16 protein-coding genes are annotated in these 15,729 nt (G+C 70.8%); 1 reads left to right on the plus strand and 15 read right to left on the minus strand.

Going from position 1 to position 15,729, the window contains the following annotated elements:
• Positions 1–12: 12 nt before the first annotated feature.
• The 6 genes from carB to pyrR all read right to left on the minus strand — a co-directional run bounded on the left by carB (position 13) and on the right by pyrR (position 7,987).
• Positions 13–3,324 carry a carbamoyl-phosphate synthase large subunit gene (gene carB, locus ACIRNI_RS17355; protein WP_403552261.1) on the minus strand — a complete coding sequence of 1,104 codons (3,312 nt, stop codon included), beginning with the start codon at positions 3,322–3,324 and terminating at the stop codon, positions 13–15.
• Entirely contained in the window at positions 3,317–4,459 is a 1,143-nt protein-coding gene (gene carA / locus ACIRNI_RS17360; RefSeq protein WP_403552262.1) for a glutamine-hydrolyzing carbamoyl-phosphate synthase small subunit, read from the minus strand. Before carA ends, carB begins: the two co-directional genes overlap by 8 nt.
• Positions 4,456–5,016, minus strand: coding sequence for a hypothetical protein (locus tag ACIRNI_RS17365; RefSeq protein WP_403552263.1), 561 nt, complete (start codon positions 5,014–5,016; stop codon positions 4,456–4,458). The genes carA and ACIRNI_RS17365 overlap by 4 nt, the downstream gene beginning before the upstream one ends.
• Positions 5,013–6,299 carry a dihydroorotase gene (locus ACIRNI_RS17370; RefSeq protein ID WP_403552264.1) on the minus strand — a complete coding sequence of 429 codons (1,287 nt, stop codon included), beginning with the start codon at positions 6,297–6,299 and terminating at the stop codon, positions 5,013–5,015. Before ACIRNI_RS17370 ends, ACIRNI_RS17365 begins: the two co-directional genes overlap by 4 nt.
• A gap of 5 nt (positions 6,300–6,304) precedes the next feature.
• A complete protein-coding gene (locus tag ACIRNI_RS17375) occupies positions 6,305–7,282 on the minus strand; it encodes an aspartate carbamoyltransferase catalytic subunit (RefSeq protein ID WP_403552265.1) in 978 nt (325 codons plus the stop codon).
• Between the two features lie 126 nt (positions 7,283–7,408).
• Entirely contained in the window at positions 7,409–7,987 is a 579-nt protein-coding gene (pyrR, locus tag ACIRNI_RS17380) for a bifunctional pyr operon transcriptional regulator/uracil phosphoribosyltransferase PyrR (RefSeq protein ID WP_355365523.1), read from the minus strand.
• 198 nt (positions 7,988–8,185) lie between these two features.
• On the opposite strand from pyrR, the gene bldD reads away from it, so the two are divergent.
• Positions 8,186–8,686 carry a transcriptional regulator BldD gene (bldD, locus tag ACIRNI_RS17385; protein WP_064068023.1) on the plus strand — a complete coding sequence of 167 codons (501 nt, stop codon included), beginning with the start codon at positions 8,186–8,188 and terminating at the stop codon, positions 8,684–8,686.
• Between the two features lie 213 nt (positions 8,687–8,899).
• Here the strand turns inward: bldD and nusB are convergent, their stop codons facing one another.
• From nusB to ACIRNI_RS17430, 9 genes are all read right to left on the minus strand, one after another.
• Positions 8,900–9,328 carry a transcription antitermination factor NusB gene (gene nusB / locus ACIRNI_RS17390; RefSeq protein ID WP_355365527.1) on the minus strand — a complete coding sequence of 143 codons (429 nt, stop codon included), beginning with the start codon at positions 9,326–9,328 and terminating at the stop codon, positions 8,900–8,902.
• A gap of 2 nt (positions 9,329–9,330) precedes the next feature.
• A complete protein-coding gene (efp, locus tag ACIRNI_RS17395; RefSeq protein WP_355365530.1) occupies positions 9,331–9,897 on the minus strand; it encodes an elongation factor P in 567 nt (188 codons plus the stop codon).
• A 77-nt stretch (positions 9,898–9,974) separates the two neighbouring features.
• Positions 9,975–11,081 (minus strand): aminopeptidase P family protein, encoded by a 1,107-nt coding sequence (locus tag ACIRNI_RS17400; RefSeq protein WP_403552266.1) that lies wholly within the window; start codon positions 11,079–11,081, stop codon positions 9,975–9,977.
• A 109-nt stretch (positions 11,082–11,190) separates the two neighbouring features.
• Positions 11,191–12,063 carry a Pro-rich N-terminal domain-containing protein gene (locus ACIRNI_RS17405; RefSeq protein ID WP_403552267.1) on the minus strand — a complete coding sequence of 291 codons (873 nt, stop codon included), beginning with the start codon at positions 12,061–12,063 and terminating at the stop codon, positions 11,191–11,193.
• Positions 12,064–12,191: 128 nt separating this feature from the next.
• A complete protein-coding gene (gene aroQ / locus ACIRNI_RS17410; protein WP_403552268.1) occupies positions 12,192–12,635 on the minus strand; it encodes a type II 3-dehydroquinate dehydratase in 444 nt (147 codons plus the stop codon).
• Positions 12,632–13,726, minus strand: a complete 1,095-nt coding sequence (aroB, locus tag ACIRNI_RS17415; protein ID WP_403552269.1) for a 3-dehydroquinate synthase — start codon at positions 13,724–13,726, stop codon at positions 12,632–12,634. Before aroB ends, aroQ begins: the two co-directional genes overlap by 4 nt.
• On the minus strand, positions 13,723–14,238 hold the full coding sequence (locus ACIRNI_RS17420) for a shikimate kinase (protein ID WP_403552270.1): 516 nt from the start codon (positions 14,236–14,238) through the stop codon (positions 13,723–13,725). The genes aroB and ACIRNI_RS17420 overlap by 4 nt, the downstream gene beginning before the upstream one ends.
• Positions 14,235–15,419, minus strand: coding sequence for a chorismate synthase (gene aroC, locus ACIRNI_RS17425; RefSeq protein ID WP_355365548.1), 1,185 nt, complete (start codon positions 15,417–15,419; stop codon positions 14,235–14,237). Before aroC ends, ACIRNI_RS17420 begins: the two co-directional genes overlap by 4 nt.
• A 139-nt stretch (positions 15,420–15,558) precedes the next feature.
• Positions 15,559–15,720: a hypothetical protein gene (locus ACIRNI_RS17430; RefSeq protein ID WP_403552271.1), complete on the minus strand. Its 162-nt coding sequence runs from the start codon at positions 15,718–15,720 to the stop codon at positions 15,559–15,561.
• Positions 15,721–15,729 lie beyond the last annotated feature (9 nt).

Genomic DNA, 15,729 nt, shown 5'->3' on the forward strand with positions numbered 1-15,729 from the left:
CCCCGTGGCTGACTAGTCCTCGCGGGCCGCGGTCAGGTGCTGGGCGTGTTCCTGGAGGGAACGGACGCCCACGCCGCCGTGGTTGAGGGCGTCGATGCCCTGGACGGCGGCGGCGAGCGCCTGGACCGTGGTCAGGCACGGCACCCCGCGGGCGACGGCGGCGGTGCGGATCTCGTAGCCGTCGAGACGGCCGCCGGTGCCGTAGGGGGTGTTGACGATCAGGTCGACCTCACCGTCGTGGATGAGGCGCACGATGGTCTTCTCCCCGCCCGGCCCTTCACCTTCGGACTGCTTGCGCACGACGGTGGCGTTGATGCCGTTGCGCTTGAGGACCTCGGCGGTACCGGAGGTGGCCAGCAGCTCGAAACCGTGCGCGACCAGCTCACGCGCCGGGAAGATCATCGACCGCTTGTCCCGGTTGGCCACCGAGATGAACGCCCGCCCCTTGGTCGGCAGCGGACCATACGCACCGGCCTGCGACTTCGCGTACGCGGTGCCGAAGACCGCGTCGATGCCCATGACCTCACCGGTCGAGCGCATCTCCGGACCCAGGACGGTGTCCACACCCTGGCCCTGGACGTCGCGGAAGCGCGACCACGGCATCACGGCCTCCTTGACGGAGATCGGCGCGTCCAGCGGCAGGGTGCCACCGTCGCCGGTCTTCGGCAGCAGTCCCTCGGCACGCAGCTCCGCGATCGTCGCTCCCAGGGAGATGCGGGCGGCGGCCTTCGCCAACGGCACCGCGGTCGCCTTCGAGGTGAAGGGCACCGTGCGCGAAGCGCGGGGGTTGGCTTCCAGGACGTAGAGGATGTCGCCGGCCATCGCGAACTGGATGTTGATCAGCCCGCGTACACCGACACCGCGCGCGATGGCTTCGGTGGAGGCGCGCAGGCGCTTGATGTCATGCCCGCCCAGGGTGATGGGAGGCAGGGCGCAGGCGGAGTCACCGGAGTGGATACCGGCTTCCTCGATGTGCTCCATCACGCCGCCCAGGTAGAGCTCGGTACCGTCGTACAGCGCGTCGACATCGATCTCGATCGCATCGTCCAGGAACCGGTCGACCAGGACCGGGCGGGTCGGGGAGATCTCGGTGGACTCGGCGATGTACGCCTCCAGGCGCGCCTCGTCGTACACGATCTCCATGCCGCGGCCGCCCAGCACGTAGGAGGGGCGCACCAGGACGGGGTAGCCGATCTCGTCGGCGATCGCCTTGGCCTCGGCGAACGTGGTCGCCGTACCGTGCTTCGGCGCCGGCAGCCCCGCCTCGTGCAGGACCCGGCCGAACGCGCCGCGGTCCTCAGCGGCGTGAATCGCCTCCGGAGACGTACCCACGACCGGTACGCCGTTGTCCTTCAGCGCCTGGGCCAGACCCAGCGGCGTCTGGCCGCCGAGCTGGACCACGACACCGGCGATGGGGCCGGCGAGGGACTCGGCGTGGACGATCTCCAGCACGTCCTCGAGCGTCAGCGGCTCGAAATACAGGCGGTCGGAGGTGTCGTAGTCCGTCGAGACCGTCTCCGGGTTGCAGTTGACCATCACCGTCTCGTAGCCCGCCTCCGACAGGGCGAAGGAGGCGTGGACGCAGGAGTAGTCGAACTCGATACCCTGCCCGATGCGGTTCGGGCCCGAGCCCAGGATGATCACGGCGGGCTTCTCCCGCGGCGCGACCTCGCTCTCCTCGTCGTAGGAGGAGTAGAAATACGGCGTCTTCGCCGCGAACTCCGCCGCACACGTGTCGACCGTCTTGTAGACCGGGCGCACACCAAGAGCCTGGCGGACCTCGCGCACCACGTCCTCACGCAGGCCCCGGATCTCGGCGATCTGGAAGTCCGAGAAGCCGTGACGCTTGGCCTCGGCGAGGAGGTCGGCATCCAGGCGGTCGGCGGCGGCCAGCTCGTCGGCGATCTCCTTGATCAGGAAGAGCTGGTCGACGAACCACGGGTCGATCTTCGTCGCGTCGAAGACCTCCTCCGGCGTGGCACCCGCACGGATCGCCTGCATGACCGTGTTGATCCGGCCGTCAGTAGGCCGCTGGGCCTCCTGCAGAAGAGCGGCACACTCTCCCGGCTCCCCCACGAACGTGAACTGGCTGCCCTTCTTCTCCAGCGACCGCAGCGCCTTCTGCAGCGCCTCGGTGAAGTTACGGCCAATCGCCATCGCCTCGCCCACCGACTTCATGGTCGTGGTCAGCGTGGAGTCGGCGGACGGGAACTTCTCGAACGCGAACCGCGGCGCCTTCACCACCACGTAGTCGAGCGTCGGCTCGAACGACGCCGGAGTCTTCTCCGTGATGTCGTTCGGGATCTCATCGAGCGTGTAGCCCACCGCCAGCTTCGCTGCGATCTTGGCGATCGGGAAACCAGTCGCCTTCGAGGCGAGGGCGGAGGAGCGCGAGACGCGGGGGTTCATCTCGATCACGATGACCCGGCCATCGACCGGGTTGACCGCGAACTGGATGTTGCAGCCGCCGGTGTCCACGCCGACCTCGCGGATGATCGCGATACCGACATCACGCAAGATCTGGTACTCGCGGTCGGTCAGGGTCATCGCCGGGGCGACGGTGATCGAGTCACCGGTGTGCACGCCCATCGGGTCGAAGTTCTCAATCGAGCACACGACCACGACGTTGTCGTGCTTGTCCCGCATCAACTCCAGCTCGTACTCCTTCCACCCCAGGATCGACTCCTCCAGGAGCACCTCGGTAGTCGGAGACAGCGTCAGACCCTGCCCTGCGATGCGGCGCAGCTCCTCCTCGTTGTGGGCGAAGCCGGAGCCGGCGCCGCCCATGGTGAAGGAGGGGCGCACGACGACGGGGTAGCCGCCGAGGGTGTCGACGCCCTTGAGGACGTCGTCCATGGAGTGGCAGATCACCGAACGGGCCGACTCACCGTGCCCGATCTTCTTCCGGACCTCTTCCACGACGCCCTTGAACAGGTCGCGGTCCTCGCCCTTGTGGATGGCCTCCACGTTGGCGCCGATCAGCTCCACGCCGTACTTCTCCAGCACACCCTGCTCGTGCATGGAGATCGCGGTGTTCAGCGCCGTCTGACCACCCAGGGTGGGCAGCAGCGCATCAGGGCGTTCCTTGGCGATGATCTTCTCGACGAACTCGGGGGTGATCGGTTCGACGTAGGTGGCGTCGGCGATCTCCGGGTCGGTCATGATCGTCGCGGGGTTGGAGTTGACCAGGATGACCCGCAGGCCCTCCGCCTTCAGCACGCGGCACGCCTGGGTACCGGAATAGTCGAACTCGGCGGCCTGGCCGATCACGATCGGGCCGGAGCCGATGACCAGGACGGACTGGATATCGGTGCGCTTAGGCACGCTCGGCCTCCATCAGGGATACAAAACGGTCGAACAGATACGCGGCGTCGTGCGGTCCGGCAGCCGCCTCCGGGTGGTACTGCACACTGAAAGCCGGCTGGTCCAGCAGCTGGAGGCCCTCCACCACGTTGTCGTTCAAACACACGTGGGAAACCTCAGCCCGGCCGAAGGGGGTGTCGGACGGCTTGTCCAGCGGAGCGTCCACGGCGAAGCCGTGGTTGTGCGCGGTCACCTCGACCTTGCCGGTCGTACGGTCCTGCACGGGCTGGTTGATCCCCCGATGCCCGTACTTCAACTTGTAGGTGCCAAAACCGAGCGCCCGGCCCAGGATCTGGTTGCCGAAGCAGATACCGAACAGGGGCGTCCGGCGCTCCAGGACGGCCTGCATGAGCGCGACAGGGTGATCGGCGGTAGCAGGGTCGCCGGGGCCGTTGGAGAAGAACACACCGTCGGGGTTGACGGCGTATACGTCGTCGGCGGTGGCGGTGGCGGGCAGCACATGCACCTCGATGCCACGCTCGGCCATCCGGTGCGGGGTCATGCCCTTGATGCCAAGGTCGATGGCGGCGACGGTGAACTTCTTCTCGCCGATCGCCGGCACGACATACGGCTCACTCGTGGCGACCTCGGCCGACAGGTTCGCACCCTTCATCTGCGGCTGCGCCTGGACCTTCGTCAGCATGTCGGCGTCGCCGCCGATCGCGTCACCGGAGAAGATGCCGACGCGCATGGCGCCGCGCTCGCGCAGGTGGCGGGTGAGCGCGCGGGTGTCGATGCCGCTGATGCCGACGACGCCCTGGGCGGCCAGCTCCTCGTCCAGCGTCCGCGTAGCGCGCCAGCTGGACGGGATACGGGCGGGGTCGCGGACGACGTAGCCGGAGACCCAGATCTTCTTCGACTCGGGGTCCTCGTCATTCACACCCGTATTACCGACGTGCGGCGCCGTCATCACCACCACCTGGCGGTGGTACGACGGGTCGGTCAGGGTCTCCTGGTAGCCGGTCATACCGGTGGAGAAGACGGCCTCGCCGAAAGTCTCCCCCACGGCCCCGTAGGCGCGGCCGCGGAAGGCGCGGCCGTCCTCCAGGACGAGTACGGCGGGAGTCTTGGCAGCTCCCCTTGTGGAGGTGGTCATCGTGCGGTGCCTTCCGTCGTAGTGATCATGGTGTTCAAGGTGTCGACCCAGGTGGCGTGCTCCGCCGCCCGGTCCGAGCGGAAGCCGGAGTCGATCAGCTTCTCGCCGTGCGCCCAGGTGACGATCAGCAGACCGCCCTCGGCGAGGACCTTGCCCGCGATGCCCTTGTCGAGCCGGGCCTCGCGCAGCTGCTCCGCCGGGACGAAGAAGTCGCGCGCCCCCGGGCGTACGACCGCCAGGCCCGCGTCGGTGAGCGTCAGCTCGACGCGGCTTCGGGTGCCCAGGCCGTGGGCGACGATGCGGTCGAGCCACTGCCCCGCGGTGGTGGAGCCGTGGTAGCGGCCGCTCATCGTCAGTTTCGGCTCACCGGGCGCGTCCGGCATTCCCGGCAGGTCCGGGAGGTCCGACTGGAGGGTGCCGCGCCATTTCCAGCCCTGGCGCATCAGCCAGTAGACGAAGGCCACGAAGAGGAGCAGTCCGGCGACCCAGCCGAGCCGGGCGGCCCAGTCGGTCACCTCGGCGGACTTCTGTTCCGCCGCCAGTTCGAAGAGTGTCACGCCAGCTTCCCGTCCATGAGCGTCGCCCGGCCCCGCAGGAAGGTGTGGGTGACACGGCCCGGCAGCTCGCGGCCCTCGTAGGGCGTGTTGCGGCTGCGGGAGGCGAAGCCCGCGGGGTCCACGACACCACGGTATGCCGGATCGACCAGGGTGAGGTTGGCGGGCTCACCAGCCGAGACGGGGCGGCCGTGGCCGGTGGCGCGGCCGATCCGCGCGGGCGCGAAGGACATGCGGTCGGCGACGCCGGCCCAGTCGAGCAGCCCGGTCTCGACCATCGTGTGCTGGACGACGGAGAGGGCGGTCTCCAGGCCGACCATGCCCATGGCGGCCGCGGCCCACTCGCAGTCCTTGTCCTCGTGCGGATGCGGGGCGTGGTCGGTGGCGACGATGTCGATCGTGCCGTCGGCGAGCGCCTCCCGCAGCGCCATCACGTCGCGCTCGGTGCGCAGCGGCGGGTTGACCTTGTAGACGGGGTTGTACGAGCGGACCAGCTCGTCCGTCAGGAGGAGGTGGTGCGGGGTGACCTCGGCGGTGACGTCGATGCCACGGGACTTGGCCCACCGGACGATCTCGACGGACCCGGCGGTCGACAGGTGGCAGATGTGCACGCGGGAGCCGACGTGCTCGGCGAGGAGCACATCGCGGGCGATGATCGACTCCTCGGCGACGGCCGGCCAGCCGCCGAGACCGAGCTCGGCGGAGACGACGCCCTCGTTCATCTGGGCGCCCTCGGTGAGGCGGGGCTCCTGGGCGTGCTGGGCGACGACGCCGCCGAAGGCCTTCACGTACTCGAGGGCGCGGCGCATGATCACGGCGTCGTCGACGCACTTGCCGTCGTCGGAGAAGACGGTGACGCCGGCGGCGGACTCGTGCATGGCGCCCAGCTCGGCGAGCTTCTTGCCCTCCAGGCCGACGGTGACGGCGCCGATGGGCTGTACGTCGCAGTAGCCGTGCTCCTGGCCGAGCCGGTAGACCTGCTCGACGACACCGGCGGTGTCGGCCACCGGGAAGGTGTTGGCCATGGCGAACACGGACGTGTAGCCGCCGCCGGCGGCGGCGCGGGTGCCGGTGAGGACGGTCTCGGAGTCCTCGCGGCCCGGCTCGCGCAGGTGGGTGTGGAGGTCCACCAGGCCGGGCAGCAGGACCTGCCCCTCGGCCTCGACGACGGTCGCGCCCTCGGCGCTGAGCCCGCTGCCGACCTCGGCGATGGTCTCGCCGTTGATCAGGACGTCCTGGGCCTCGCCGCCCAGCACCCGCGCACCACGGATCAGGATCTTGCTCATGGGTCTTACTTCTCCTCGGTACGGGGGTTGGCGACGGCGGACTCGTTGCCGCCGAGAAGCAGGTAGAGGACGGCCATGCGGATGGAGACGCCGTTGGCGACCTGCTCGACGACCGTGCAGCGGTCGGAGTCGGCGACCTCGGCGGTGATCTCCATGCCGCGGACCATGGGCCCGGGGTGCATGACGATGGCGTGCTCCGGCATCTTCGCCATGCGGTCGCCGTCCAGGCCGTAGCGGCGCGAGTACTCGCGCTCGGTGGGGAAGAACGCGGCGTTCATGCGTTCCCGCTGGACGCGCAGCATCATCACGGCGTCGGACTTCGGCAGGGTGCTGTCGAGGTCGTACGACACCTCACAGGGCCACGTTTCGACGCCGACCGGGACGAGCGTGGGCGGGGCGACGAGGGTGACCTCGGCGCCGAGGGTGTGCAGCAGGTCGACGTTGGAGCGGGCGACCCGGCTGTGCAGGACGTCGCCGACGATCGTGATGTGCTTGCCGGCCAGGTCCCGGCCCAGGCCCGCGTCGCGGCCGACCAGTCGGCGGCGCATGGTGAAGGCGTCGAGCAGCGCCTGCGTGGGGTGCTGGTGGGTGCCGTCGCCGGCGTTGATGACGACGGCGTCGATCCAGCCGGAGGTGGCCAGGCGGTACGGGGCGCCGGAGGCGCCGTGCCGGATGACGACGGCGTCGACGCCCATAGCCTCCAGGGTCTGCGCGGTGTCCTTCAGGGACTCGCCCTTGGAGACCGAGGAGCCCTTGGCGCTGAAGTTGATGACGTCGGCGGAGAGGCGCTTCTCGGCGGCCTCGAAGGAGATGCGGGTGCGGGTGGAATCCTCGAAGAAGAGGTTGACCACGGTCCGGCCGCGCAGGGTGGGCAGCTTCTTGATCGGCCGGTCGGCGACCCGGGCCATCTCCTCGGCGGTGTCGAGGATGTGGACGGCGTCGTCGCGGGTGAGGTCGGCGGCCGAGATGAGGTGGCGCATCATCGGGGGTGTTTCTCCGGGTTCGTGGAGTTCGAGGGCCGAGGCGAGTCCTGCTGCGGGGGCCCAGGAGACGTGCGGGGGCGCAGCGAGGCCGCGCACCGTACGGCGGGGACGTACGGGGCGTGCGTGCTACCGCTCGGCGGCCGGGGTGGTCTCGCGGACGCCGAGCAGCACGGCGTCGCGGCCGTCCTCCTCGGCGAGCTGGACCTTGACCGTCTCCCGGAGCGACGTCGGGAGGTTCTTGCCGACGTAGTCGGCGCGGATGGGGAGCTCGCGGTGGCCGCGGTCGACGAGGACGGCGAGCTGGACCGCTCGGGGGCGGCCGAGGTCGCCGAGGGCGTCGAGGGCGGCGCGGATGGTGCGACCGGAGAAGAGCACGTCGTCGACGAGGACGACCAGGCGGCCGTCGATGCCGTCACCGGGGATCTCGGTGCGGGCCAGCGCGCGCGCCGGGCGCATGCGCAGGTCGTCGCGGTACATGGTGATGTCGAGGGAGCCGACCGGCACCGTGCGTCCGGTGATCTGGTCGAGCTTGTCGGCGAGACGGCGGGCGAGGAACACGCCGCGCGTGGGAATGCCGAGGAGGACCACGTCGTCGGCGCCCTTGGCACGTTCGACGATCTCGTGGGCGATACGGGTCAGAACCCGGGCGATGTCGGGACCCTCAAGAACAGGGCGCGCCGCATCGGACTGCTGAATGGCGTCCATACGAAAAGGACCTCCTTCTCCGCCTCACGGGACGGACCTTAAAGGACGTCGTCATTGCGCCATCCACCGTACCAGGCCCCGACGACTGCTCCCGCGCCCACCCCGTGAAGACGGTCGGTATGGACCATTCGGCTTGACGCAGCCAAGTAACGCTGCGTAACCTCACAGTGAGTTACCACTCTTCGTCCCGGGAGCTATATGTCCAGCGAATACGCAAAACAGCTCGGGGCCAAGCTCCGTGCCATCCGCACCCAGCAGGGCCTCTCCCTCCACGGGGTGGAGGAGAAGTCCCAGGGCCGCTGGAAGGCCGTCGTGGTCGGTTCGTACGAGCGCGGCGACCGCGCCGTGACCGTACAGCGCCTCGCCGAGCTGGCCGACTTCTATGGCGTCCCGGTGCAGGAGCTGCTGCCGGGCACCACGCCGGGCGGGGCCGCCGAGCCGCCGCCGAAGCTGGTCCTGGACCTGGAGCGCCTGGCGCACGTCCCCGCCGAGAAGGCGGGCCCGCTGCAGCGCTACGCCGCGACGATCCAGTCGCAGCGCGGCGACTACAACGGCAAGGTGCTCTCCATCCGCCAGGACGACCTGCGCACGCTCGCGGTCATCTACGACCAGTCGCCCTCGGTCCTCACCGAGCAGCTCATCAGCTGGGGCGTGCTGGACGCGGACGCGCGGCGGGCAGTCGCCCACGAAGAGGCCTGAGCCGGCCCTTTCCCCGTACGTACACGTCGTACCTACACGTCCGTACACGTCCGTACACAGCAGAAACGTTGCCGCCAGGAGCGGCGGGACCTCGCGGGGTTCCTGCCGCACCTGGCGGCTTTCGTATGCGTACGTATATGCGTACGCGTCCGGGTACGCCGAAGGGCCCGCGGCGCTCGGCGGCGCTGCGGGCCCTTCGTACGGGCTTGGATCTCAGGCCCGGCGGAGGCTGGGCTTCAGGTCCTTGAAGCGGCCCAGGAGGCCGTTGACGAACGACGGGGAGTCGTCGGTGGAGAACTCCTTGGCGAGCTGTACCGCCTCGTCGATCACCACGGCGTCCGGGGTGCCGTCCACCCACACCAGTTCGTACGCACCGAGGCGCAGGATGTTCCGGTCGACGACCGGCATGCGGTCGAGCGTCCAGCCCTCGGCGTAGGTGGAGATGAGCTCGTCGATGCGGGCGGCGTACGGCGCGTACCCCTCGACCAGCTCCATCGTGTACTCGCTGACCGGCGGCTGCCGGTCGTCCGACCGGGCGTGCCGGATCCAGTCCGCGAGGACCTCCTGCACGGACACGCCGCGCTGGTCGGCCTCGAAGAGGATCTGGAAGGCCCGCTTGCGGGCCTTGTTGCGGGCAGCCACGGTTAGCTGTTCACCCGGCCGAGGTAGTCGCTGGTGCGGGTGTCGACCTTGATCTTCTCACCGGTGGTGATGAAGAGCGGGACCTGGATCTGGTGGCCGGTCTCCAGGGTGGCCGGCTTGGTGCCACCGGTGGAGCGGTCGCCCTGGACGCCCGGCTCCGTCTCCTTGATGGTCAGCTCGACGGCGGCGGGGAGCTCGACGTAGAGCACCTCGCCCTCGTGGGTGGCGACGGTGGCGGTGAAGCCCTCGATCAGGAAGTTGGCGGCGTCGCCGACGGCCTTGCGGTCGACGTGCAGCTGGTCGTACGTCTGCATGTCCATGAAGACGAAGTGCTCGCCGTCCATGTACGAGAACTGCATGTCGCGGCGGTCGACGGTGGCGGTCTCGACCTTCACACCGGCGTTGAAGGTCTTGTCGACGATCTTGCCGGAGAGCACGTTCTTGAGCTTGGTGCGCACGAAGGCCGGGCCCTTGCCGGGCTTGACGTGCTGGAACTCGACGACGGACCACAGCTGGTCGTTGTCGAGCTTGAGCACCATGCCGTTCTTGAGGTCGTTCGTGGTGGCCACGGTTGCGGAATCTCCTGGACTGACGCTGGTGGACGACCGAGGCGTGGTGCGTTGCGCGCCGATTTAGGGCGCGAGCCCTAGAGCGCGAGCAGCTCCTTGGTCGTGATGGTGAGTAGCTCGGGTCCGCCGTCCGCCTCCTGGCGCACGACGAGCGTGTCATCGATCCGGACCCCGCCCCGGCCCGGGAGGTGGACCCCCGGTTCGACGGTGACCGGCACACAAGCGTCCAGTTTACCCATGGCGGCGGGTGCCAGCTGCGGGTCCTCCTCGATTTCGAGCCCGACACCGTGTCCGAGGAAGGGCGCGATGGCGTCACCGTACCCCGCCGCGTCCAGGATCTGGCGGGCGGCGCGGTCCACGTCGCGGTACGCGGTGCCGGGGGCGAGGGTCTCCCGGGCGGCCCGCTGAGCGGCGAAGACGAGGTCGTACAGCTCGATCTGCCAGTCGGCCGGAGAGGTGCCGATGACGAAGGTGCGGCCGATCTCGCAGCGGTAGCCCCGGTAGTTCGCGCCGAGGCAGACCGAGAGGAAATCGCCTTCCTCGACGCGGCGGTCGGAGGGGCGGTGGCCACCGCGGCCCGCGTGCGGGCCGGTGGCGACGGAGGTGGGGAAGGCGGGGCCGTCGGCGCCGTGGTCGACGAGGCGGCGCTCCAGTTCGAGGGCGAGGTGGCGTTCGGTGCGGCCGACGAGGATCGACTCGAGGAGCTCACCGAGGGCCTGGTCGGTGATCTCGGCGGCGATCCGGAGACAGGTGATCTCGTCCTCGTCCTTGACGATACGTTCCTGCTCGATGGCGCGGCCGAGGTCGGCCAGACGCAGGCGGGGCGCGACGGAGCCCATCGCGCGGTAGCGGGCGACGCTGAGGTGGTGCTCCTCGACGGCGAGCGTCTCCGTGCCCGCCTTGCGGGCGAAGTCGCAGGCGGCGACGGCGGGGTCGCCGCCGGAGGCCTGGAGCACGACCTGGCGCAGGTCCTCGTCGAGGCGGCCCTCGACGAGGTCGCCGGTGGGGGGCCGGGGGCACACCAGCACGTCGTCGTCGGCACCGATCAACAGGACCGCGCCGGGGGGCGAGCCGCCCGCGAGGTAGCGGACGTTCGCGGGACGGGAGACCAGAGCCGCCGCTGTGCCGGCCGCCGCACACCGGTCGCGCAGCCGCCCGCGGCGGGCCGCATACACCTGTGACATGCCACGAGCCTACGATCGCGGCGCCGCCCCGGCAGTTCGAGCAGGTCCGGACGGGGTGCGGCGCGTCTCCACAGGCGCCGGGGCTCCCCCGGCCCCGGTCCGTTCCCGGTCAGTACGACGGGGGGCTGGCTATCGAGCGGGCCAGGATGTCGTCCAGGACGCGGGCCGTGGTCTCGACGTCGTACGTGGAGTTGTCGATGATCGGCAGCCCGGAGCCGTACCACCCGGCCATGCGACCGTGGATGCCCGCGACCTCCTCGTCCGACAGGCGCCGGTTGCCGCTGCGCTCGGCGTTGCGCTCCAGGACGATCTCCAGGCCCGGCAGCAGCACCACGGGCAGCAGGCCCGGGCCGACGTGGCGCTTCCAGCCGCCGAGGCCGACGACGGGGCGGTCGGGGAACACGGCGTCGTCGAGGATGCAGGAGATGCCGTTGGCGAGGAAGTTCCGGGCGGCGAAGCCGCAGGTGCGGCGGGCGAGGCGGTACTGGGCCTCCGACTGGTCGTTCCAGCCGTCCTGGGGGTCGGCGAAGCCCGCGCAGACCCATTCGCGTACGTCGTCGAGGCTGATGTGCGCCGTGGGGACCTGGCGGTTCCTGGCCCAGTGGCGGGCCACCGTGGTCTTGCCCGCCCCGGCCGGGCCGATGAGGAGGACGGCGAGGGTGGCGTTGCCGGTGCCGTGGCCGGTGTGCGGCGGGGTGGGCACGGCCACCGGGCCGCCGGGCGGCAGCTGGATGTGTCCGGTGGCGTCACGCGGGGGCGCGACCGGCGGCGCGGTCTGCGGGGGCATGGCCTGCGGCGGCGCGGCCTGCGGCGGCGTCTGTGGGCCGGGGGCGGTCCAGCCCGGTGCGGGCGGGGTGTGCGGGATGGGTGGCGGCCCTGGTGGGGTGGGGGGCTGGAGGTGCTGGTGCTGGTTCATCCATGCGGCGGCTGCGTGCCCCGGCTGGTGGGGCGGCGGCAGCGGAGCCCCCACTGCGTGCTGCATCCGGTGCCACTCCGTCTCGTCCGATCGGCGCTGGTCGGACGGCCGTTGGGGCCGCCCGTTACCGAACCGTACCCTCCCCGGCCGCCCCTATGGGAACGGCCGGGGTGAGTAGGGGGAGGGTACGGCCGTCAGACCGTCAGTTCCTCGGCGAGGGCGCGCAGCGCGAGGCGGTATGAGCCGATTCCGAAGCCCGCGACCGTGCCGCTGGCCACGGCGGCGACCACGGAGGTGTGGCGGAACTCCTCGCGCGCGTACGGGTTGGAGATGTGCACCTCGATGAGCGGGGCGGTGCGCTGCGCGGCCGCGTCCCTCATGCCGTACGAGTAGTGCGTGAAGGCGCCGGGGTTGAGGACGACCGGGAGGGAGCCGTCGGCCGCCTCGTGGAGCCAGCGGATCATCTCGCCCTCGTCGTTGGTCTCGCGTACGTCGACGTCGAAGCCGAGCTCCTTGCCGAGCGTGCGGCAGGCGTCGACGAGACCGGCGTAGGAGGTGGAGCCGTAGACGTCTGGCTCGCGCGAGCCGAGGCGGCCGAGGTTGGGGCCGTTGAGGACGAGGACCCGGCGGGCGGTCACGCGGAGACCTCCCCGTACGCGGCGACCAGGATGGCCGGATCCGGGCCTTCGAGGACCGTCGGCCTGGCGAGGCCGTCGAGGACGATGAAGCGCAGCAGGTCGCCGCGGGACTTCTTGTCGACCTTCATGGTCTCCAGCAGCTTGGGCCACTGGTCGCCGCGGTAGGTGAGGGGAAGGCCGACGGCCTCCAGGACCGTGCGGTGCCGGTCGGCGGTGGCGTCGTCCAGACGGCCGGCGAGGCGGCCGAGCTCGGCGGCGAAGACCATGCCGACGGAGACGGCGGCGCCGTGGCGCCACTTGTAGCGCTCGTTCTTCTCGATGGCGTGCGCGAGGGTGTGGCCGTAGTTGAGGATCTCGCGCAGGCCCGACTCCTTGAGGTCGGACGAGACGACGTCGGCCTTGACGCGGATGGAGCGCTCGATCAGCTCGGCGGTGTGCGGGCCGTCGGGCGCACGGGCGCCGGCCGGGTCGGCCTCGATCAGGTCGAGGATCACCGGGTCGGCGATGAAGCCCGCCTTGATGATCTCGGCGAGGCCGCTGACGTAGTCGTGGACCGGGAGGGAGTCGAGCGCGGCGAGGTCGCACAGGACGCCGGCGGGCGGGTGGAAGGCGCCGACGAGGTTCTTGCCCTCGGCGGTGTTGATGCCGGTCTTGCCGCCGACGGCCGCGTCGACCATCGCCAGCACGGTGGTGGGGACGGCGATCCAGCGCACGCCGCGCAGCCAGGTCGCCGCCACGAACCCGGCGAGGTCGGTCGTGGCGCCGCCGCCCACGCCGACGATGACGTCGGTGCGGGTGAAGCCGGTCTGGCCGAGCGCCTTCCAGCAGTACGCGGCGACCTCGGCGGTCTTCGCCTCCTCGGCGTTCGGCACCTGGATGGCGACCGCCTCGTACCCCTGCTCGGCGAGGTCGGCGCGCAGGGCCTCGCCGGTCTCGGCGAGCGCCTCGGGGTGGATGACGGCGACGCGCTTGGCCCTGGGGCCGATGAGGCCGGGGAGTTCGCCGAGCAGCTGCCGGCCCACCAGTACCTCGTACGGGTCGGTGCCGGCGGTGCCGGCGACCTGGATGCGGGTCACTGCGTGGTCAGTCACTTCTGAAGCTCCAGTGCGTCGAGGACCGCCTGGGCGACCTCGTCGGGGGTCTTGTCGTCCGTGGCCACGACGACCCGGGCGACCTCGGTGTACAGGTGCCGCCGGGCGTCCATCAGCTCGCGCCACTGGCGGCGCGGGTTGACGGCGAGCAGCGGGCGGGCGGTGTTGAGGCCGACGCGGCGGACCGCTTCCTCGACGTCCATCGAGAGGTAGACGACCGGGAGCCCGGAGAGGAGCTGCCGGGTACCGGCGTCGAGGATGGCGCCGCCGCCGAGGGCGAGGACGCCCGTGTGTTCGGCGACGGCGGCCCGTACGGCCTCGCGCTCCAGCTCGCGGAAGTGCTCTTCGCCGTCCTCGATGAAGATGTCGGAGATCTCGCGGCCCTCGGCGGCGACGATGTCGGCGTCGGTGTCCCGGTAGGACGTGTCGAGCCGCTCGGCGAGCAGCGCGCCCACGGTGGACTTGCCGGAGCCCATCGGTCCGACCAGGACGATCAGCGGGCCGGTGCTCACCGGATCTGGAGGTTGTCGAGGTACGAGCGGACGTTGCGGCGGGTCTCCGTCACGCTGTCGCCGCCGAACTTCTCCGCCACCGCGTCCGCGAGGACCAGCGCCACCATCGCCTCGGCGACGATCCCGGCGGCCGGTACGGCGCAGACGTCGGAGCGCTGGTGGTGGGCCTTGGCGGCCTCGCCGGTGACCACGTCGACCGTGGCGAGCGCCCGCGGAACGGTCGCGATGGGCTTCATCGCCGCCCGCACGCGCAGCAGCTCGCCTGTGGTCAGGCCGCCCTCCGTACCGCCGGAGCGGCCGGTGGTGCGCTTGATGCCCTCGGGCGTGGAGACGATCTCGTCGTGGGCCTTCGAGCCCGGCACGCGGGCCAGTTCGAAGCCGTCACCGACCTCGACACCCTTGATGGCCTGGATGCCCATGAGCGCGGCCGCGAGACGGGCGTCGAGGCGGCGGTCCCAGTGGACGTGCGAGCCGAGGCCGACGGGCACCCCGTAGGCGAGGACCTCGACCACACCGCCGAGGGTGTCGCCGTCCTTGTGGGCCTGGTCGATCTCCGCGACCATCGCCTTCGACGCGTCCGCGTCCAGGCACCGCACCGGGTCGGCGTCCAGCTTCTCGACGTCGGCGGGGGTCGGGTAGACGCCGTACGGGGCCTTCGCCGCCGCCAGCTCCACCACATGGCTGACGATCTCGATACCGGCCGTCTCCTTGAGGTAGGAGCGGGCCACGGCACCGAGGGCCACGCGGGCGGCGGTCTCGCGGGCGGAGGCGCGCTCCAGCACGGGCCGGGCCTCGTCGAAGCCGTACTTCTGCATGCCGGCCAGGTCGGCGTGGCCGGGGCGCGGGCGGGTCAGCGGGGCGTTGCGGGCGGACTCGGCGAGCTCGGCCGGGTCGACCGGGTCGGCCGCCATGACCTTCTCCCACTTGGGCCACTCGGTGTTGCCGACCATGACCGCGACCGGTGAGCCCATGGTGAGACCGTGGCGGACGCCGCCGAGGAAGGTGACCTCGTCCTGCTCGAACTTCATCCGCGCGCCGCGTCCATATCCGAGGCGCCGCCGGGCCAGGTGGTCCGCCACCATCTCCGTGGTGATCGGGACACCGGCGGGAAGGCCCTCCAGCGTCGCCACCAGTGCGGGGCCGTGCGACTCCCCCGCGGTCAGCCAGCGCAACCTGCTCAACGGTGCTCCTCTTGCTCGCGCCTCGACTGCGACGGCGCGACCGGGTGCGCGGCCCTGGCCCGCCTTACCCCGATCCTCCCATGTCCCGGGGCCGGACCGGTCGACCGGTCCAGCAGGCGGACGCGACTTCGCAGCAGGATCAGGTCCGGTATCTGCGCCGGACCTTCGCCACCAGAGCGGCCACGACGCAGGCCGCGACGACCGCGGCGAAGGTCCACATCACCCACTTGGGCAGCATGGCGAAGATCGCGCGGGTGATCGCGGCGCCGTTCGACGCCGCCAGGTGCTGCCCATGGTCCATGCCGTGCTC

Origin of the sequence: Streptomyces sp. NPDC093546 (assembly GCF_044765045.1) — a bacterium.
Taxonomy (GTDB): Bacteria; Actinomycetota; Actinomycetes; order Streptomycetales; family Streptomycetaceae; genus Streptomyces.